The 21037-nt window shown below is 38.3% G+C and carries 13 protein-coding genes and 1 other RNA gene; 11 read left to right on the forward strand and 3 right to left on the reverse strand.

Annotated features, from left to right (window positions below; all coding sequences use genetic code 11):
- Positions 1 to 38 precede the first annotated feature (38 nt).
- The 7 genes from AC6CHJ_RS11865 (at position 39) to ssrA (ending at position 6588) form a co-directional block, all read left to right on the forward strand.
- Positions 39 to 323 carry a DUF3219 family protein gene (locus AC6CHJ_RS11865; RefSeq protein ID WP_498288692.1) on the forward strand — a complete coding sequence of 95 codons (285 nt, stop codon included), beginning with the start codon at positions 39 to 41 and terminating at the stop codon, positions 321 to 323.
- A gap of 6 nt (positions 324 to 329) precedes the next feature.
- Positions 330 to 1358 carry an LLM class flavin-dependent oxidoreductase gene (locus AC6CHJ_RS11870; RefSeq protein WP_498288694.1) on the forward strand — a complete coding sequence of 343 codons (1029 nt, stop codon included), beginning with the start codon at positions 330 to 332 and terminating at the stop codon, positions 1356 to 1358.
- A 596-nt stretch (positions 1359 to 1954) separates the two neighbouring features.
- A complete protein-coding gene (gene secG / locus AC6CHJ_RS11875; protein WP_147196323.1) occupies positions 1955 to 2179 on the forward strand; it encodes a preprotein translocase subunit SecG in 225 nt (74 codons plus the stop codon).
- A 118-nt stretch (positions 2180 to 2297) separates the two neighbouring features.
- A complete protein-coding gene (locus AC6CHJ_RS11880; RefSeq protein WP_498288696.1) occupies positions 2298 to 3044 on the forward strand; it encodes an alpha/beta hydrolase in 747 nt (248 codons plus the stop codon).
- 42 nt (positions 3045 to 3086) lie between these two features.
- Entirely contained in the window at positions 3087 to 5459 is a 2373-nt protein-coding gene (gene rnr / locus AC6CHJ_RS11885) for a ribonuclease R (protein WP_498288698.1), read from the forward strand.
- A 52-nt stretch (positions 5460 to 5511) separates the two neighbouring features.
- Positions 5512 to 5979 carry an SsrA-binding protein SmpB gene (gene smpB / locus AC6CHJ_RS11890; protein WP_066789429.1) on the forward strand — a complete coding sequence of 156 codons (468 nt, stop codon included), beginning with the start codon at positions 5512 to 5514 and terminating at the stop codon, positions 5977 to 5979.
- Positions 5980 to 6228: 249 nt separating this feature from the next.
- Positions 6229 to 6588: a transfer-messenger RNA gene (gene ssrA / locus AC6CHJ_RS11895) on the forward strand.
- 403 nt (positions 6589 to 6991) lie between these two features.
- On the opposite strand, the gene AC6CHJ_RS11900 is transcribed toward ssrA, so the two are convergent.
- Complete coding sequence (locus AC6CHJ_RS11900) at positions 6992 to 7462, reverse strand: SMI1/KNR4 family protein (protein WP_498288700.1); 471 nt, start codon at positions 7460 to 7462, stop codon at positions 6992 to 6994.
- Positions 7463 to 7929: 467 nt separating this feature from the next.
- Between AC6CHJ_RS11900 and AC6CHJ_RS11905 the strand changes: the two genes are divergently transcribed.
- On the forward strand, positions 7930 to 10635 hold the full coding sequence (locus AC6CHJ_RS11905; protein ID WP_498288702.1) for a leucine-rich repeat protein: 2706 nt from the start codon (positions 7930 to 7932) through the stop codon (positions 10633 to 10635).
- Positions 10636 to 11393: 758 nt separating this feature from the next.
- The gene (locus AC6CHJ_RS11910; protein ID WP_498288704.1) at positions 11394 to 13082 is read left to right on the forward strand and encodes a hypothetical protein; all 1689 of its coding nucleotides are present in this window, start codon (positions 11394 to 11396) and stop codon (positions 13080 to 13082) included.
- A 116-nt stretch (positions 13083 to 13198) separates the two neighbouring features.
- Here the strand turns inward: AC6CHJ_RS11910 and AC6CHJ_RS11915 are convergent, their stop codons facing one another.
- On the reverse strand, positions 13199 to 14680 hold the full coding sequence (locus AC6CHJ_RS11915; RefSeq protein WP_498288706.1) for a PH domain-containing protein: 1482 nt from the start codon (positions 14678 to 14680) through the stop codon (positions 13199 to 13201).
- Positions 14680 to 15177 carry a PH domain-containing protein gene (locus AC6CHJ_RS11920; protein WP_498288708.1) on the reverse strand — a complete coding sequence of 166 codons (498 nt, stop codon included), beginning with the start codon at positions 15175 to 15177 and terminating at the stop codon, positions 14680 to 14682. The genes AC6CHJ_RS11915 and AC6CHJ_RS11920 overlap by 1 nt, the downstream gene beginning before the upstream one ends.
- Positions 15178 to 15520: 343 nt before the next feature.
- Here AC6CHJ_RS11920 and AC6CHJ_RS11925 point away from each other — a divergent pair, with 343 nt between their 5' ends.
- Entirely contained in the window at positions 15521 to 17311 is a 1791-nt protein-coding gene (locus AC6CHJ_RS11925; RefSeq protein ID WP_498288710.1) for a M3 family oligoendopeptidase, read from the forward strand.
- A gap of 547 nt (positions 17312 to 17858) precedes the next feature.
- Positions 17859 to 20807 carry a leucine-rich repeat protein gene (locus AC6CHJ_RS11930; protein WP_498288711.1) on the forward strand — a complete coding sequence of 983 codons (2949 nt, stop codon included), beginning with the start codon at positions 17859 to 17861 and terminating at the stop codon, positions 20805 to 20807.
- Positions 20808 to 21037: the final 230 nt, after the last annotated feature.

The following is a 21037-nucleotide window of genomic DNA, read 5'->3' on the forward strand; positions in this document are numbered from 1 at the left end:
AATAAAACGTCCGAAACTAAACAATAGGAGTGATTGAATTGATCAGTAAAATGATTTTAGATGATAGAACGATACAATTAACTAATTATGAAGAAGAAAAAGTAAATGGATTATATAAGGTGTCAGTTGAGTTTGATGTGACAAGTGAAGAATATCATGATGTAGCAACACTGCTTTACAAAGGGACGTTTGATGTAAAGATACCGGAGAAAGATATAGCTTTTCGAGGGACCATCCATAACTATTCCACTTCTATTACAAACCTGTATAACGAAGGGGAAGTAGGACAGTATAAATTGACTCTGTTAGAAGTAAAGGATTGAGCTGAAATGAGGTTAAGCATACTAGACCAGTCACCTATTTCTTCAAATCAAACTCCACACGACGCATTGAATGAATCAATGAATTTAGCAAAAGCAGGAGAAAAGCTAGGTTATACGCGATACTGGATTTCCGAACACCATGATCTGCCTGGGCTTGCATGTTCTGCGCCCGAAGTGATGCTAAGCTATATCGGAGCTCAAACACAACATATTCGCATTGGTGCTGGAGCAATTTTATTGCCTTTCTATCGGCCTTTTAAAGTGGCAGAAACCTTTCATATGCTAGCCACATTATTTCCAAATCGCATTGACCTCGGGTTAGGACGAGCTCCAGGAGGATCAGCAGAAGCGACGAATGCATTGTCCGATAACTATTTGCAAAGTGTTTATAAATTTCCTACCGCGGTGAAGGAGTTACTTCATTTCTTAGACGACGACTTCCCAGCGGAAGCGGAATACTCTAAAATCTCTGCATCTCCTTTACCTGAACATCCGCCAGTACCTTGGCTTCTTGGTACAAGTAAAAAAAGCGCATTGCTCGCAGCAGAGAATGGCATGCCATATACGTTCGGCCATTTTATGAGTGACAATGAAGGTGCACCAATCGTCAAAGAATATAGGGAAGCCTTTATACCACGCAAAGAAGGGCAAACGCCACAAGTCATCGTCACCGTCTCTGCGATTTGCGCTGAGAGCACGGAAAAGGCAGAAGAAATGGCACTAAGCTCCCTCATCTGGTCTTTGCAAAAAGACAAAGGAGAAGGGCTGCAGGGTGTTCCTTCCATTCAAGAAGCGAAGCAATATCAGCTGACGGAAAAAGAAAAGGAATCGCTAAATAGTACGAGACAGAACATGATTATCGGGAATCCGCATGAAGTGAAACAGAAATTAAACGAATTGAAAACAATGTATGGAGCAGACGAAATTATGATTAATACCATCACGTACTCTCCGGAAGATCGGATTCAATCCTATCAACTCATTGCGAAAGAAGTATTGGGACTGCCAAACAGTGATAGTAAGAAGCATAGTTAAAATATTATCTCTCCAATCATGCGCTATCCTAGTAAAAGGATAAGCGCATGATTGGGGATAGGTATGACTGTAAGTAGCATGAGACGAAATGCAAATTAGGTAAGTATCACTCAATTCATGGTCAATCAATCAGCCACAGCATAACCTTTTGTGAAGGGAGATAAACTATGACCAAACAACATGTCATAACGAACATTTTATTATTCCTGATTTTTTTAGCCCTCCTGTTTATTGGCTTCCAAATTCACTCTGTATATAACCAGCTTGGAAACTTTAGTGAGCTTATGAGTTCTCTATTCTCGGATCAATAATTAGGGCAAACTTCTAATTTTTAAATTTTCTATCAAAAAATCTAGCAATGGCACTTCAAATTTTTACTTTTTTGTCGTAAAAGCTATAGAAGAATGTTAAAATAAAAGATAACTATAGGTTCTCACCGATGATTCATACAACATGACCGGAATAGTGTTTCGTTTTCCAGTAGGCATAGCTTTTGGTGTTGATCCTAAATTATCAAAACATAGTCTTCAAAAACTTAGTTTGCATTACATACAGCCAAAACTGTCGTGATGTTTTATCTGGAGGTGGAACTTTCTATGCATACAGTCATAATGACGCTTCTTCTAATTGTATCTTTAGGTTTGATTATTCTTGTGTTGCTGCAATCAAGCAAAAGCGAAGGGCTTTCAGCACTTTCTGGTGGCGCAGAGCAGCTTTTCGGTAAACAAAAAGCACGCGGAATGGATCTAATCCTTGCTCGTATAACAGTCGTGTTAGCTGTTTTATTCTTTATCTTAGCCATCGCCATTGCGAAAATTTAATGCATATATTCGCCTAGCCGCTTTATGGTTAGGCGTTTTTGCATATTTAGCTTATAATTAGTGGAATAGAGTGCGATTTGCGCTAGCAGATGAATGAGTTAGAAGGAGTGGACGCTTAATGAAAATCGTATTACCAGAACCATTCTTTTTCGAAGCAGGCCCACGCGCCGTATTACTATTGCATGGCTTTACTGGGAATTCAGCGGATGTACGGATGCTTGGCCGATATTTGGAAGAGAACGGCTACACATCACTTGCTCCTCAATACAAAGGACATGGCGTACCGCCGGAAGAACTGATACATACCAATCCAGATGAGTGGTGGCAAAGCGTACTGGATGCTTATCACACATTGTTGGATGCAGGCTACAAGGAAATTGCTGTGGCAGGATTGTCTCTTGGAGGCGTTTTTTCGTTAAAATTAGGTTATTCTTTTCCGGTTAAGGGAATTGTGACTATGTGTGCCCCGATGAGTATGAAGACGACCGATTTGATGTTTGAAGGTGTTCTTCAATACGCGGAACGATTCAATCGTTATTTTGAAAAAAATGATGAAGCGGCACAAAAAAGAATAGACTATCTAAAAGAACAAGGAATGCCTTCCTTAAACGAATTGCGGGAACTCGTATATGATGTACGCGAACACGTAGATGAAGTATATGCGCCAATCTTAGTGGTGCAAGGCAGGAAAGATAACGTGATTGATGTCCAATCTGCACCGTATATTTTTGAGACTGTAGAATCAAATGATAAAAAAATCAATTGGTACGAAGAGTCAGGGCATATCATTACATTAGATAAAGAACGTAAACAATTGCAAGAAGATATTCTAGATTTCTTAGAAACGCTTGATTGGTATGAGTAAAAAAAGTGACTTTGCAAATGCTACTTAAAGGAGGGAAGAACGATGAATACAGAATCAGTATTTGAAAAAAAATTATTAGAATTAATGAAAGACGAGGATTATAAGCCGCTGACTGTCTCAGAGCTAGAGGAACAACTCGGCTTGCAGGATGCGGTGGACTTCAAAGAACTTGTCAAAACGCTCGTTCAATTAGAACAGCAAGGAATGATTGTGCGTACAAGAACCAATCGTTACGGCATGCCAGAACGCATGAACTACCTGCAAGGGAAGTTTATCGGTCATGCAAAAGGGTTCGGGTTTGTTGCACCAGCAGAAGAAGGCATGGATGATGTGTTTATCCCGCCAAGCGACATCAACGGTGCTGTCAACGGAGATACCGTGCTGATACGCATTTCTTCAAATTCGTCAGGTGATCGCCGCGAGGGTTCGATTGTAAAAATCCTAGAACGTGGAATCACAAAGGTCGTAGGTACATTCCAAGCGAATAAAGGATTTGGCTTTGTCGTACCAGACGAGAAAAAATTGCCAATGGACTTATTTATTTCGAAGAACCATACGCTAGGTGCGATGGATGGCCATAAAGTAGTGGCTGAAATCATCGAATGGCCAGAAGACAATCGTTCTGCCACAGGGATGATTACCAAAATACTAGGCCATAAAAACGATCCAGGCGTTGATATCCTGTCGATTATCCACAAGCATGACATCACAGTGGATTTCCCGCAGGAAGTATTAGATGCAGCGAAGGCTGTACCGGAGGAAATCTCAGACAAAGATCGTGAAGGCCGCCGCGATTTGCGCGATCAAATGATCGTGACGATTGACGGTGAAACAGCGAAGGACTTGGATGACGCTGTCACTGTGACGAAAAACGATGATGGCACATACCGATTAGGTGTTCATATTGCCGACGTCAGTTATTATGTGCAGGATGGCTCAGCTTTAGACCGTGAAGCATATGACCGTGCTACAAGTGTTTATTTAACAGACCGCGTAATTCCAATGATTCCGCATCGTTTGTCCAATGGGATTTGTTCATTGAACCCACAAGTGGATCGATTGGCGCTTTCATGCGAAATGACGATCAATAAAAACGGTGAAGTGATTGACCATGAGATCTTCCAAAGTGTCATCAAAACGAGAGAACGTATGACATATACGAATGTGTATAAAATTCTGGAAGAAAATGATGAAGAATTAAAAGAACGCTATGCCGATCTTGTTCCAATGTTTGAAGATATGAGAGACTTAGCCAAAATCCTTAACAACCGCCGTATGAACCGCGGAGCAGTGGACTTTGACTTCAAGGAATCTTATGTCACAGTGGATGAAGAAGGCTGGCCGACAGATATCTTGTTACGTGAACGTACAGTCGCTGAGCGATTGATTGAAGAGTTCATGCTTGTTGCCAATGAAACAGTGGCAGAGCATATTGACCGCATGAATTTGCCGTTCATCTACCGAATTCACGAAGATCCTAAACCAGAGAAATTGCAACGCTTCTTCGAATTTATTACGAACTTTGGCTTAATCGTTCGCGGTACAGGGAATACAGTAGAGCCAAGAGCACTACAGGAAATCCTTGAGTCTGTGAAAGATATGCCGGAATATCCAGTAATTTCGACGATGATGCTTCGTTCGATGCAACAAGCCAAATACAGCCCTGAATGTCTAGGCCACTTTGGTTTATCAACGGAATACTACACGCACTTCACGTCACCAATCCGACGTTATCCTGACTTAATTGTCCACAGATTGCTGCGCACATATCTGATCAATAATGACAGAAGCCGTGAAACAGTCAGCTACTGGGGCGGACAGATGGATGAAATTGCTGAGCATACATCCAGCAGAGAACGCCGTGCAGTAGATGCAGAACGCGATACAGAATCGCTCAAAAAAGCACAATACATGGCAGACAAGATTGGCGAGAAATTTACAGGTATCGTCAGCTCGATTACAAACTTCGGTATGTTTATCGAACTTGAAAATACTGTCGAAGGCCTTGTGCATATCAGCAATATGACGGATGATTATTATAACTTTGATGATCGCCAAATGATCATGGTCGGCGAACGTACAGGTCGCATCTTCCATATCGGCGATGAAGTCGAAATCAGTGTATTAGAAGTAAACGTTGAAGAATCAGCGATTGATTTTGAAATCGTCGGCATGCCAGAAGCCAAACGCCGTACGAGAAAACAAGCGCCTGTAGTCATCCGTGCGAAATCTAAGAGCGGAGAGCAAGGCAGAGAAAAAGGCAAAAACAAGAAATATCAACCAAGCGGCGCAAAAGTGAATGGCAAAACCCGCAAGCAAGAACGTAAAGCCTCAGGTAAATCTGGCGGTAAAAAAGCGTACTATGAAGGCATTGCCAAGAAACAGCAAAAACGCCGTAGCAAGAAGAAAAAATAAGAGAAGAGCGTTTCGCTCTTCTCGCATCCATATTTAATAGAGGTGAGTTACTATGCCAAAAGGTTCTGGAAAAGTATTAGCACAAAACAAAAAAGCCGGATTCGATTATTTTATTGAAGAAACCATCGAAGCAGGCCTTGTCTTAAACGGCACAGAAATCAAGTCCATCCGCCAGGGGAAAGTGCAATTGAAGGATTCCTTTATCCTTATCCGTAACGGCGAAGCTTGGATATCTAACATGCATATCAACACATACGAACAAGGAAACATCTTCAACCATGATCCGTTGCGTGTCCGCAAATTGCTATTGCACAAAAAGCAGATCAACCAGCTGCGTGTCGATGTTAAACGTGATGGCTATACCATTGTACCGTTAAAAATGTACATAAAGGATGGCTATGCCAAACTGTTGATAGGTCTAGGTAAAGGTAAGAAAAACTACGATAAGCGTGCAGACCTGAAGAAAAAAGAAGCAAACCGCGAAATGGCTCGTGCAGTCAAAGCGAAAAATCAATTCTAATATTTACCGCTTGAAGGTTAGCAAGAGCTGTACTATACTCTAATTCCGGCCTTGATGAGAAACAGTTCAAGAGCCGTGGTCAAAAGCGTATGACTTGAATTTCAGCACGATTTATCATATACTATCACTATAGCAATGCCAGTTCATAGTATGTCCTCATACTATTCCGAAACAGCTGTTCATTCAGCACCTTAATGGTTTTCCGCCTCTGTAAGTTCTACTAGGCAGAATAGACGGAGCCTATATTAAGGGGACGTTACGGATTCGACAGGGATGACTTGGACTTGAGTTGCGCGTCGGAGGTCTCGGCTTCGTCAACAACGGAAGTTATATAATAACTGGCAAAACAAACAACAACTTAGCTTTCGCAGCGTAAGCTCGAAACTGCCTGACTGCTCTATCGCCCATGTAGCGTAGCCGGGCTCAACTTTAGTGGGATACGGTTGCTAGTGCCACTTGAGCTAGCAGCAAGAGACTCCCAAGTTAGCGCACAGGACGCCTGTTTGTCGGCATAATGCTTGCGCGAATCCGCAAATAGACAAACTACACGCGTAGTAGCTTGAGTTACAGTGTCTTTGGACGTGGGTTCGACTCCCACCGTCTCCATACAGTGAAATGTACTGAATTTCATGGGGTGTCATAAATGTTGATTTATCAACGTTTATGGCACTTTTTTAATGCCTTTAATTCGTCTCTTTATGACCAATTCTGTATTGTACTTCTTTAATTGTTGCCCCTGCTTCAAATAATAAGGAATAGTGAGTATGGCGTAATCAGTGAGCTGCCAATAATATTATTTTAAATAGTGTCGCAAAGACTCTAGGTATATTGATAAAAACACACCTATAATTAAAGAACTAGAAAGAATAGATAAATTGAATATCTGGTTTTTATAACCACTATTTTATAAGGCCACACTAAAACTCAAATAACTGTTGCTTCTGACAAATACAATACATTATGAAAAGAAACTTTCATCTCCAACCAAAATAACTTTTTCTTTTCTTTTGACTTATTCAAACAGTTGATTTAAGAAATCATCAAAATTCTCAGCAATTTTATGAAATTCCCATTCTTCTTCACCTGAAAGATAGTTCTCAACTATATATACAATAGTTGGATGTTCCTTTTCGATTCGATAGTCTAGAACGAGCCATTCATGTAAGTCTGTCCAAAGAACAATTAATCCTTGTGGAAGATTTGCTTCTTCTAAAAGCTTTTCGGAAGATAATATACTTATATCATCTTTTTCAAAATGAATCGGCTCTATGCTAGGAAGTGCGTCTTTGTATTCCGTGTAATAAGGAAAGTTTAATTCGCCTCCATTTTGCTCTTTCATCAGTTGAATAAAGGATGAGGGGAATTGAACGTCCAAAATATTTTCAGCTCTTCTTATTATTTCATCGTTAATCGGATATTCGATACGATTATTTTTCGGTTTCTTACTCCAAAAATTCTCGCCCCTATAAAAATCTTTATTCAACAACAAAAACACCAACCTTTTAATCTTTCAACTGATTATAACGTACTATAAGATTCTTAACACATTGCAAAGCTGCTGTTGAATGTCTAATCCGACAGTACCAGGCATCAAAACAAACGTGAATGAATAACATTCACGTTTGTATTAACAATCAGTACACTTTAAGTATCTTGAATCAAAATAGATGAGAGAAGAAATGCATACACAAAGGTGTATAGTAAATATCAAAAAAAGGCTATGCCCTGACAAAACCAACTCCTAAACAAGGGAACCACTCCTTGTTTTTTTATTATACAAGTATTTACTTAATAGAATTAATCCTTACAAATAATAACGAAAAGATATTCAGTGAAGCGTAAAAATAATATTTTTAAAGGTATAGTGGGAGAAAATATCTATGTATTATACTAATTTTATGATATGCTAGTTTGCATGCTGTCAAAAGCAAACTAAGAGAGGAAGATTTTATGCGAAATTATTTTAAACTCTTTATTTTAACCATACTATGTATGATTCCAGCCCATTTCTTGCATGTTTCAGCGGAAGAATTGGCAAACGATAAATATGAATATATGGTAGAGAATAATGAAGTAACCATCACAAAGTATATCGGGACAGAGACGGCGGTATCTATTCCAGCACAAATTGATGGCCTTCCTGTAACCAAAATTGGGGGACAGGCATTCAGCTATGCTCATTTAACCGAAGTGATATTTCCACAAAGTATAAAAGAGATTGATTATTGGGCTTTTAGGGGCAACGCACTCACGACTGTAAACCTGCCGAAAAACCTTGAGAAAATAGGCTCAACTGCTTTTGCATATAATGCATTAACTGCGATTTCTATTCCAAAAAGTGTATCAACGATCGGAAACGGTGCGTTTACCGAAAATAAGTTAACAACAGTGAATTTCCTAGGAACAATAGAGACTATTTCTGGAGAGGCGTTCGCACATAATGCATTGACCCACATCACATTGCCGAAAACCGTGAAATCAATTGGTCCAAAAGCTTTCGAATACAATAAGCTTACAAGCATTGAAATTCCAGAAGGCATAAAAGAAATAGCGGACAGCACATTTTTCTACAATCCCAAATTAGAAGATGTCACATTGCCGAATTCACTTGAAAAGATTGGACAAAAAGCATTTAGGAGCAATAACTTAAAAACAATAAAATTGCCGAAAAAGCTGAATTATATAGGAAAAGAAGCCTTCCAATCCAATCAAATAATAGAACTGGCTATTCCAGAAAGCGTTGATACGATTGAGGCGAGGGCTTTTAGAATGAACCAAATAATAAAGGTAGATTTGCCGAAAAAATTGACGACGCTTGGCGCAGGGGCATTTAACAAAAATCAAATTAATAATATATCTATTCCTCAAACGTTGTCAGTATTGAATTCCGGGGTTTTTCAAGATAATAATTTAACAGAGTTAAGCATCCCTTCTACAATTGAAAAAATAAGCACATTCGCATTTGAGAGCAATCAAATCAAGAAATTGACGATTCCGAAAACGGTTAAGACGCTTGGCTCACATGCGTTTAATTCAAATCAGCTAAAGAGCATTACAATCCCAGAGACAGTTGAAGTGCTAGGTGATTCTGTATTTTCGTATAATCAATTAACTTCTGTGAAAATGCCGGAAAACATGACAAAAATCCCACGTAGTTTATTTGAAAACAATGAATTAAAAAATGTAACCATTCCTGAGAACGTAAAAACGATTGAAGCGAATGCATTTGCTAGTAATCAACTAACAACGATTTCCTTGCCCAAAAATGTTGAAACTATAGGTTATGAATCGTTTTCTTACAATAAGCTCACAACAATCCATTTCCCATCTTCCTTAATGAAAATAGATTATGGTGCATTTAGAAATAATCAGTTAACCGAAGTGACACTTCCAAGTAGTGTCACAAATCTTGAGGGAGCTGTTTTTTATGACAATCCACTTAAAAAGGTCGTGTTGCCGAGCACTGACATAAAATTAGGTTACAATATATTTGGCAGTGAAGTACGTACTGAGTTGAAAAATGAGCAAGGCTTTGTCCGAAGTTTTAATGGCATGTATACAGACGCAACATTAACAAACAAATGGGACGAAAAAACAACCGGACTCACTTTATATGCCAAATGGTTGCACAATGCACAAATTAAAGGTATTCATTATGAAAGGGTTGTAATTGGAAAAACCTTTGACCCACTAAAAGGCGTGACAGCCATTGATGAAATTGACGGGGATATTACTTCAAAAATAACGATTGAGAATGAAGTGGATACATCAACAGTAGGCGACTATAAGGTTTTTTATAAAGTGACAAACAGCGAGGGACATGAAACATTTGAAGAACGGAATATAAGTGTTTCAGAAAATACGTTGCCAGTTATTAACGGCGTAAAAGATGCTACATTTTTGCTTGGGGAACCATTTAAAGTGAGAGAAGGAATTACTGCAACAGATGCAGAAGACGGTGATATTACAAATTACTTGCAAATCTCATCTTGGGGATTCTATAGCCCGAAAGAAGTCGGTGTATATGAATTAGTATATGAAATCACAGACAGTGACGGCAATCGGGTGGAAGCGAGCCGTATTGTATCCGTAAGACCGCTCCCTGTGACAAAGGTGGAAGAATCTTATCGTGCAAGCAACGAAATGGCTTTCCATTGGACTGAGCAAAATGGTGTACGGGACTATAAGATTTATATATACGATAAAAAAGGCAAGCTTTTGAAAACAGTGAAGGGGCCCAATGATACATTCATACAAGGCTTAAAAGCAGGAGAAAATTATCAAGTAAGAGTGCGGGCGTTTAAAAAAGAAAATGGCAAAACGGTGATTGGCGATTATAGCAAACCATTATCTTTTATCACATCACCAGCCATTGTATCGATTAAGAGTATTCAAGCAACTAGCAAAACAAACGCAATGATTAAGTGGAAAAAAGTATCGACTGCGTCTTATTACCAAATTCAATATGCAACGAACAGCCAATTTAAAAATAGCAAAATTAAAAAGGCATCTAATCAAATGACTGAAATCAAACTCGCAGCTTTACAAAAGGGAAAAAAATATTATATTCGAATGGAAGCAGTTCAAAAGTTTGCTGGCAAAAATTACTATAGTGATTGGAGTGCTACGAAAAGTGTGATGCTGCCTAAAAGGTGATTGTACAAATAATCAGTGGTAAGTAGACAATCAAAAACGATTGTACAATTGAATGATTCAAGGAGATGGCGATTGCCATCTCTTTTTTTAGCTTAATGCCAGGCACCCAGACAAACATTAATAAAACAATATTTACGTTTGTTTAAACAATTATTGCAATTTATGTGTTTAAAAAGGAGTGTTGAGAAGAGCTTATTACTTCTTCCACTGTTATCCTTCTAACATCCTTAAATCAACGTAATCGTTCCTTGAAGTGGTGTTTCAACCGTTTTGTGTTTCTCTACGTAACAGAGTAGTGCCTCTGCACCATGAATATCTAAATCCCTCCTGTGTCCCCATAAGAATCCTGCACACCTTGGACAGTAACAAATGCAACGTCATATAATTTCTTTTTGTCCACACGTTACCCATCAATGAATAGGTCGTGGATTTGCTGTCTTCTAGATTTTCCCACTTCGCATAAAGCTTCAAGTCGAGAGTCTGCTTGACATAACGGCCCATTTGATAGATCTTTCATGGTTAAAGAGCCTTGCGCTAGAGGGACTTAGTTGGCAGTGCCACTTGAACTTCGGCAATAGGCTCCCGTGTTAGCGTCATAATGCCTTTATATCGTGTTTTTTTGCTAAATATAAAACGCTAAAGTTGTCGAAAAAAACCATAATCTAGTATATATTTAGCACTATTTTGGTATTTTTCAATTACATAGAAAGGATTTTTCTTTATAATGAATGGTAATAAATGAGAGAGGGTGTAAAAAGGTGAAGTATATTAAATATGTATTAGGTTTAACCAGTCTCCTAGCAATTCTTTTCATTGAAGCACAGCTACCAGCTTCCGCAACAACATTCCCTACCCAAGGATTAATTGCCGATACAGACGGCGATATGGGTGAAATATCAGGAAACTTTATTTTTAATTGGAGCAAGTCGGACTGGTATGATGAGGAAGATAATCCAGGAAACGATCCCATGCAATTTAAGCTCTTCTTAAATAATGGGTCAACAAAACCATTCAAAACGTATACTGGCTACCGCCACAATGATTACCGTTTTGTCTATAGCATTCCTAAAAATACAAAGCTCCCAAAAAATGAAACATTATATTTTAGGACTTATTACGCTCGTGATAACTCAGGGAAATACTACGAAACTAGTTATGACCCTTATAAATACCCGGTTATTGACAATATCAACAATGAGAAGTTAACACGCAGCGCTTCCGTAAAATTTCCTGAGGGGTTCAATGTCAGAATTAATCCGCGAAAAACGATTTCGATGATTTCACATGATCGCTCCTTTAAAGTGTTCATATCTTATGCCGATAAAAACGGAAAAACGATTGAAAAACTAGGCGTCATGTCAGTTACATTCAAAAACAAAGTGATTCGAATGCCAAAACTTCCGGCAAAAGCCAAATCATTAAAAATCTTTGCGATTGAAGGAAACAGGATTTCGAAAGATCCAATCGTTGTACCACTTTCTAATATAGCCAAAATAATGGAGAATTATCCGAAGAACCGTTCCTTCAAAGATATCAATAAAGAAGCAGGTATCTATGCAGGAAAACTCAAATGGGATGGCATGGGGAATGAAGACAAATTCTCAAAGTACACCATTTATTCATTTGAGCCACCACGTGTAACTACTAATCTTTGGAGGGCTGCCGCTAATAACCTAGTCAAATTAGGAGAAGTGAAAGCAACGGGGAAAAAACGTTATCAGTTTACATTGCCTCCAACAAAAAAGCATTATTTAAAGCTGGTGATTCTCCCAGAGATTAAAGGACAATATATATCAGCACTAGATGTGGATATCCATAAAACGAATAAATATTATAATCAAAGAATCCGCCGCTATAAAGTAACAGATAACTACTCTTCAACAAAGGAAAATCTAACTTTAACAAAGGACATGTTGTATTACCTGGATAAGACAAATTTTCTTGGATTCCAAATTCCGGAAGACCAATACTTCCCTATTACGTTAAAATTATATGATTCAAAAGAGGGTACCGAGCCATTCCAAACGTTTACTCAAAATCCAAAAGATAAATATTATTTGGGGTCCACTCGATTTCCGCTAGCGATCAAATCTAAAGACCTGTATGTCGAATTTTCAAATAAACTGGGACATACTAGTAACCGAATTCACTACAAAGTCGATCCAAAAGAAACCCAGGTCACGCCAAAACTAACAAGTAAAGACGTTGTATTCTTTAACAGAAAAAATCAAAGCGATTATATTCTTGTAAAGAATGTGACACGCGGAGATGTCGTTTACGCTGGGTATGGCAGGGCAGAGGTGAGAAGAGAGCAAATCCGCAAAGATGGCTCTTTTAAAATTACAACAAGCCTAGACGATAATGGCGGCACACTCAATATTAAGTATCAAAGAAATGGTTACTTTACCTCTGAGGAAGCAGCGATTCCTTATGGAAAAGCGAAATAATAAAGAAGGATAGCCGCTTAAGTGGCTATCCTTTTTTTGCATAGTTGGAAAACAATCATAGCTTTTCAATAGCTATAATCCCAGGTGTCCCCGCGATATCTCATGTGATTGAACGTTTATTTTAAGAGAACTTCTGTAACTCTTTTCGCATACCATTGGTAAAATCGTTCTGCATCTTGGATTGGTATGTCTGATAGGGATTCGTATCGCACGGGTTTTGCTCGGTTGATAAAGCCGATTGTGGCAAGACCCATCCATTGTTGCAATTTTGAGCGTTTCACCGACACTTCAGCAATTTTGTCGCGCCGCGTGATGAACGTTGTTTTTTCGAACATTCCTTGGCTTAGTTGAATTTGACTGCCCGTAAGCGCATAACGTGTGTTATGATAAACAATCAACCGCCTGGCTACTATGAAGGCTAGCAAAACGGCAGATGCGATTGCCCAACCATATGTAAAGTCCAACAATGCAGGTTTGAAATGCACAAGAAGGATAGTCGCAATCAGCCAGAACCAATACGGTTTTAGGAGTCGGGCGGCCAATGATTTGCGCGGCAGCTTCTTCATTTGTTGGCACACTTCATAGTCTGGCAGCAATTCGGAAATGATCGAATATGTTCGTTGCATAGGCAAAAATGGATAGAGTGTGCTGACTTCGTTGTCATCATCCCCGAGGTCTCCTATGCTAATCAACTTCACTTCTGCTAGTCCGAGCAACCGTTTCATAAACGATTGTGTAATTTCCACAGCTTGCACACGGTCTTTCGCAATCGAAAAAGCTGTTTCATCCAATACCCCTTTTGAAATATAAATCCGTTTGTCATCAGAAGCAATTTCATACTTTCCATACTTCACGAACGTGATAAGAATGCCCACACTGATAGATAGCATAATTACGATCGCTAGGAATCCTGCAATCATCCATCCAGATGATAGAATTGACTCGAACCAACCTTCTGCCGTGTCTTCAAGATGAAAAAGTGCACCGATTTTTGCTAATAATGAAGAAGCAATGGCGATGAAGAATAGGAAACTGAGTGAGGTAAATGATGCTTTGACAAGATCTTGGTGTGTCGGCGTAAAATGAATTACTCGCTCCGTTTCGTTCCAACGGCCACCATCGGGCTGTGGTTCATCATTCATAATTTGGGAATCCGGATGGCTATTCCTTTTCATCAAACTTTCTAATCGATCTGCTTCTGACCGGGTCAGCACGGGAAAGGGAACATTCGCATTCACACCTGATGTACCTGTTTCAAAAGTGATGGAAGTCATACGCAATAGTTTATGCAAAAAGGATGTATATCGTTGTACGTTCTGGATTTTTTCATAATTGATCGTGCGTTCTGTCTTTTCAAATATGCCCGATTTCAGATGAAACGCCCGTTCATCTGTGCCATATCGATTCGTAAACAGCTTCCATATGCTTGTGATTACTGTGTAGACAAAAGAGACAAGCAAAACCCAGCCCATAATATGGAAAAAGGTAGAATCTGAGCCTTTATTTAAAAAGAGAATCACAGCAAGAATTCCAAAGTTCTTAAAAAAACCAATGATATCAAAAAGTACTGTCAGTGGGTGGTAGTGTTTCATATCCATTAATCATCCACTTCCCTGATTTTTGCCATCCGTGCAATGTGGTTTCGAACTTCAACTGCTGTATCCTTTGGCAGAGCCGGAATTTCATGGCTCGATCCCATCGTCTCAATAGCCAGTGAATACAGACCAAATTTACGTAAAATGGGTCCCTGATTCATTGAAACAGCTTGAATCTTTGCCATCGGCACCAATTCATGGCTCTCGTAAAATGCTCCTGCTTTTAGCTGTAAAAAGTCCTCGTCGATGCCATAGCGGAAATGGCGCACTAAGAAAACAGGACGTAGCCCCACAGCCCAAATCGCAGACAACAGAATCAATTCTGCTAATACAAACAGTACCCAACTCACCCAATTCCACCACGAGAAATAGGTTGCTATACCATACAAAAAGGCAACTACACCAAACGAAATCGCATGTGAAACCGCCGATCCCCAGCGCAGGGCGGGCACGGCTTCTTTTATTAACCGCATTTCTGGTGCTTTAATTTCATTTTCCATTGTAACCCCTCCAAGCGGTCATTTCTCCTTATTACAACAAATTTCGCATGTGTTTTCAAGGTGTGCTGGAGAATGGAAGGGTTTCCAGGATGCAGTTTCCCTAACAAGTTTTGCTGCAAATTATGAAGCTAACGTAGCGGGGGCACAACTTTATTTTGCGATTGTAAATGGAGGGGGAAGAGTTGTAAAACTTGTGAGAACGGTTGTAAATGTGTGCTGAGCGGTGGTAAATATCCCGAATTCGGCTGAAAGCATACGCTGGCATATCGAAATGAGCTGACTTTTAGTATTTTACCAGAAATTTCTGTATAATTAGAATATACATTCAAAGGAGGAGAATGAAATGGTGCAAACAAAAGAATACATACAAACTTGGGATTTGGATCAGATTTTTACTGGGGGAAGTCAATCTCAGAGTTTAAAAGAGACCATATCAAAATTAACGAAAGAAATGTCGCAGGTAGATGAAAGTATCGAACGGTTTAATCCTGAAAAAGCTTCAGCAAATGATTTGGTAGAAATCATCAATCAGTTGGGACCATTACAGAAACAATTGCGTGATGTCTTTGCCTATATTGGCTGCATCAGTGCACAAGATGTAAATGATTCAGATGCAGCAGTATTAGTAGCCAAGTCCGGGGATTTAGCTGCGAAAATGGGGACAGTAAGCTCTAAACTGAATCAAAAGCTAAAAGATATTAAAGAAGAGGCTTGGACGGATATGATGCAGTCTCAAGAATTAAAAGAGATTGCTTTTTCACTTAGCGAAGCAAGACGTAAGGCAAAAGAAATGTTGCCGATAGATCAAGAAGTATTAATCAATGATTTGGCTGTTGATGGCTATCATGCATGGAACCAGATGTACGATACGATTGTTGGCAGTATGTTTGTCACTGTGGAGGAGAAGGGTGAAAGTAAACAGTATTCAATGGGACAAGCATCCAATATGATGTCCAATTCTGACCGCCATGTACGGAAGAAGACATTTGATTTAATCCAACAGGAGTGGCAGAGAAATGCTCCATTGTTTGGGCAATCCTTAAACCATCTGGCTGGATTCCGATTACAAGTATATAAACATCGTGGATGGGATGATGTATTAAGAGAACCACTAGAAAATAATCGCATGCAAAAAGAAACGCTTGATGCCATGTGGACAGCGATCGAGCAGAACAAAGAACCATTTGTAGCGTTTTTAAATAGAAAAGCAAAGTTACTCGGTGTGGAAAAACTGAGTATGTATGATATTGGCGCCTCTCTCGGAAAAAGTGAAACAAAAGTATCTTACAACCAAGGAGCTAATCGGATTATCGAGCAGTTCCAGAAGTTTAGCACACAAATGGCCGATTTTGCGAAGATGGCATTTGAAAATCGCTGGATTGAAGCAGAAGACCGAGCCGGGAAACGCCCAGGAGGATTTTGTACAAGCTTTCCAAATAAAAAACAGACTCGAATCTTTATGACATATTCAGGAACAGAATCTAATATCGCGACACTGGCCCATGAACTCGGACATGGTTTCCATCAACATGTGATGAATGATTTGCCAATCCAAAATCAACGGTACGCTATGAATGTGGCAGAAACTGCCTCGACTTTTGCCGAAATGATTCTGGCAGATGCAGCAGTTCGACAAGCAACAACTAAAGAAGAAAAAGTAGCATTGTTAGAAGATAAAATACGTCGAGGCATCACATTCTTTATGAATATCCATGCTCGTTTCTTATTTGAAACAAACTTTTATGAGGAACGTAAAAATGGTATGGTCCCGGTAGAAAGGCTCAATGAATTAATGGCCAACGCACAGAAAGAAGCATATTGTGATGCGCTTGATGAATATGATCCAATGTTCTGGGCTTCCAAGTTACATTTCCATAAGACAGGAACACCATTTTATAACTTCCCGTATACATTCGGTTATTTGTTCAGCCTTGGCATCTATGCACATGCCTTGGAACAGGGCAATGATTTTGAAAATGAATATATCGCTCTATTACAAGACACCGGTCGTATGACGGTGGAAGATTTGGCGAAAAAGCATTTGAATGTCGACCTAACAAAACCAGACTTCTGGGAAAAGGCGATTCATTTATGTATTGAGGATATCAATGAATTCATGCAACTTACGGAATAATTGATTTGGATATTTAAAAACTAGTGTAATAATAGAGGTGAAACAAAAGGAGTTCCTGGAAGATGTCAGTAACTCCTTTTTGTTGATATAAATAAAGAACATCAGTTTTATTGCATTAGGGCCATAGAAATACTCAACGCTAAATTTCATGGCAATATATGAATTTTCATTTTGTACTATATAATACCCTAAAACTCTTAAATTGTTCTTCCAATAATGAAGTCAAAAATGTGTACCCTGAAATCATCGTTACCTTTCAGTTCTCTTGAATGCATGCGATTTCATTGGTTTGCCAAGTATGAGTAACTGTGTATTCGTCACGGATACAGTAGGGGTACTGAGTCTATCTGTATACTTTGCTGTTTTGTTTGGTCGTACTCTAAAGTGGATAAAGATGTTTTTTATACTCTTAATTAGTAAATAAATGGATTAAAGAACTTATTTTGTAGTTAATCCAAAAATTTATAAAAAATAATAGAAATATATCTACTTTTCGATATAATAGAATCAGATTTGAAAAAAATATACCAAAATGGAGAGAGAGTTTATGAAATTCAAATTAAAATTATTAATCCTTTTTACATTTGCTTTTATTTTTATTCCCTTAGCGACCAAGACAGCTCATGCTGTAGAACCAATTCAAGACGGTGATTATAAATACACTGTATCAAATGATGAAATTGAAATTGCGGGTTATACAGGAAATGCCACAAATATCGTCATCCCTGAAGCTATAAATGGAATGCCTGTCACGCAAATTGGTGATCGTGCATTTAGAAAGAAAAATTTAACCGATGTTTCAATCCCTAACAGTGTAAGAAGCATAGGAAGCGAAGCATTTTACGAAAACGAGCTGACAAACATTCACCTCCCTAAAAATGTAACGACAATTGGGGGATCTGCTTTTTCATATAACAAATTAACTGCTCTTACCCTTCCAGATGGTATATCCTCTATAGGAAATTCCGCATTTAGTAGCAATAAGTTAACAACGATTGCCATTCCAGAAAGCGTAAAAAAAATTGAAGATTTTGCATTTAGGGCTAATCAATTAACAAGCATCCAATTATCTGATGGCAATGCAATCGCTGCAAGAGGTGTTTTTGAAAGGAATCAATTAACGAGTGTAATTATTCCGAAAAATACCACTTCTATTGGCGATTATGCATTTCAAGATAATAAATTATCTAGTATATCTATTCCAGAAGGCGTGAAAGAGATTGGAGAGCTAGCTTTTGCTGGTAACGAGATTACTGATGCCACATTTCCTGACAGCCTCACTAGAATAAGGCATGATGCATTTGCCAATAACAAATTAACTAGCATTTCGTTACCAAAAAATATTGAAGAAATCGGCAGTGGTGCGTTTCAAAGTAATCAATTAATCTATGTAGAAATGCCAGACAGCCTGAAGATTGTAGAAAGCGCTGCATTTAAAGACAATCAAATAAACGATGTTGTATTTCCGAAAAATGTAAAAGTAATAAGCGCAGCGACATTTGAAAATAATCCATTATCACATATCACGATTCCAGATGGCATTACTGAGATAGGCGACAGTGCATTTCGGAATACCAAGTTAATAAGTATAAAAATTCCAAACAGTGTTGATTTTATAGGGACAGATGCATTTAGCCATAATTTGCTTACACATGTTGATATTCCAAATGGCGTTAAGACGATAGGCGTTTCAGCATTCGAAGAAAATCACTTGGAAAGTATATCTCTTCCAGATAGTGTAACAAATATCGGGTGGTATGCATTTAGACAAAACAAATTAACCAATGTTACAATTCCTAAAAGTTTGAAGACCATTAATATTGGCATGTTTAGCTCCAACAGATTATCAAGAGTGTTCATCCCGGCTAATATAGAGTCAATAGAAAAAGAGGCGTTTGAAAACAATCAAATAACTCAGGTTTCCATTGCCGATAGTGTAATTAGCATAGGAGATTATGCATTTATAGATAATCAAATACAAAATATCGTCTTACCTGATAGCGTAGAAAATCTGGGAAAGCAGACGTTTGCTAATAATCAATTAACAAATGTGAAGCTATCAAGAAATTTAAGTAATTTTGGCACGTCTCCATTCATTAATAATCCTTTGAAAAGCTTAGAAATTCCAAATGGTATTAAAACAATTGGAAGATATGCGTTCGACGGTAGCCAATTGACACATGTCTTGATTCCAAATAGTGTAACAAAAATAGGTACAAATGCTTTTAACGATAATAGATTGGCAAATGTAACGATTCCTACTAGTGTTGTGACAATTGGTTCTTCAGCATTTAGTGGCAATCTGTTGACTAAGATTGATATCCCTTCTAGTGTCGTAAAAATAGACGATTCTTCTTTTAGTGGAAATCAGCTAACAAGTGTTAAAATTCCAGATAGTGTAACAGATGTTGGTCATGGAGCTTTCAGTGACAATCAAATAACAAGTGTTGACCTTTCAGCGAATCTCAAAAAAATTGAGCGAACCGTTTTTTATAAGAATCAGTTAACACATATTGTCATCCCGGAAGGCGTGGAATCCATTGGCGACTATGCTTTTGGAGACAATCCAATCAGTTCTGCCGTTCTTCCTGATAGCCTGAAGGATATAGAGTCACTAGCTTTTAAATCCTCACAAACGCCAAATGGGGAGTTGCCTGTTACTGTTAAAGATTTGCAAATTAAAGAACTTGGTTCGAATTCATTGAAGTTTATATGGTCAAAACAAAGTGGCATCACTGGTTATGAAATATTCCAGTACGATGAAAAGGAAAAAAACTATAAACTTTTAACGACCATCTTATCGAGTGAAAGAGATAACTATATTGTTAACAACTTAAATGCTAGTACAAAATATCAATTTAAAATACGAGCTTTTAATAAAGGAAATACACTCAACTATTATAGCTATGACAGCAAAACAGTGGCAGCTATCACGTATCCAGGAAAGGTTAATGGGGTAAAAGTTGCAAGCAGAAGCAAAGACTCTTTAAAACTAACTTGGAAAAAACAAAAAGATGTAACCGGCTATAAAGTATATCAATATGACAGCAAAGGGAAGTTGCTAAAAAGTGTAAGCACTAATTCAACTACTCAGATATTTACAAAACTGAGCGTCGGCACGACATACAAGTTTAAAGTCCGAGCTTTTAAAACAAGAGATAAGAAGAATAACTTTGGACCGTATAGCGAAACGTTACTAACGACGACAACACTGAAGCGTGCCGAAATAACAAGTCTTAAAATGAGAAGTTCAAATAGCATGAAACTAATCTGGAAAAAGACTCCTAATGCTACGGGTTATGAAGTACAATATTCTACTAACAGCAAATTTGCCAAAAGCTATACTAGTAGTGATATCAGTTTTGTTCTGACTAAATACATTCAGCCTGTGAAAAAAGGAAAAACTTATTATGTTCGAGTGAGGGCATATAAAAGATTAGTAGGTGATAATTATTATGGTGATTGGAGTTCTATAATAAGCAAAAAAATTAAATAAATTGAAAAACTTACTAGACATTGATTTTGTCCTGATTTAATTCGGAAATGAAATGAGGCAGCTGAGCGTTTCTGGGGGCGAGAGGTAAGCCCCTCTCGTTCGCTTCGCTGAGGTCACTGAAAAAGTCCTTTTATACTTAGATTCGCAATTTGGTTTCGAACCTAACTAACACTTTCTACTATGTTATTTTGTCTTAATTCCCTTCATCATTGTTTTTAGCCTATGAATGT

This window comes from Rummeliibacillus sp. GQ308 (assembly GCF_059759115.1).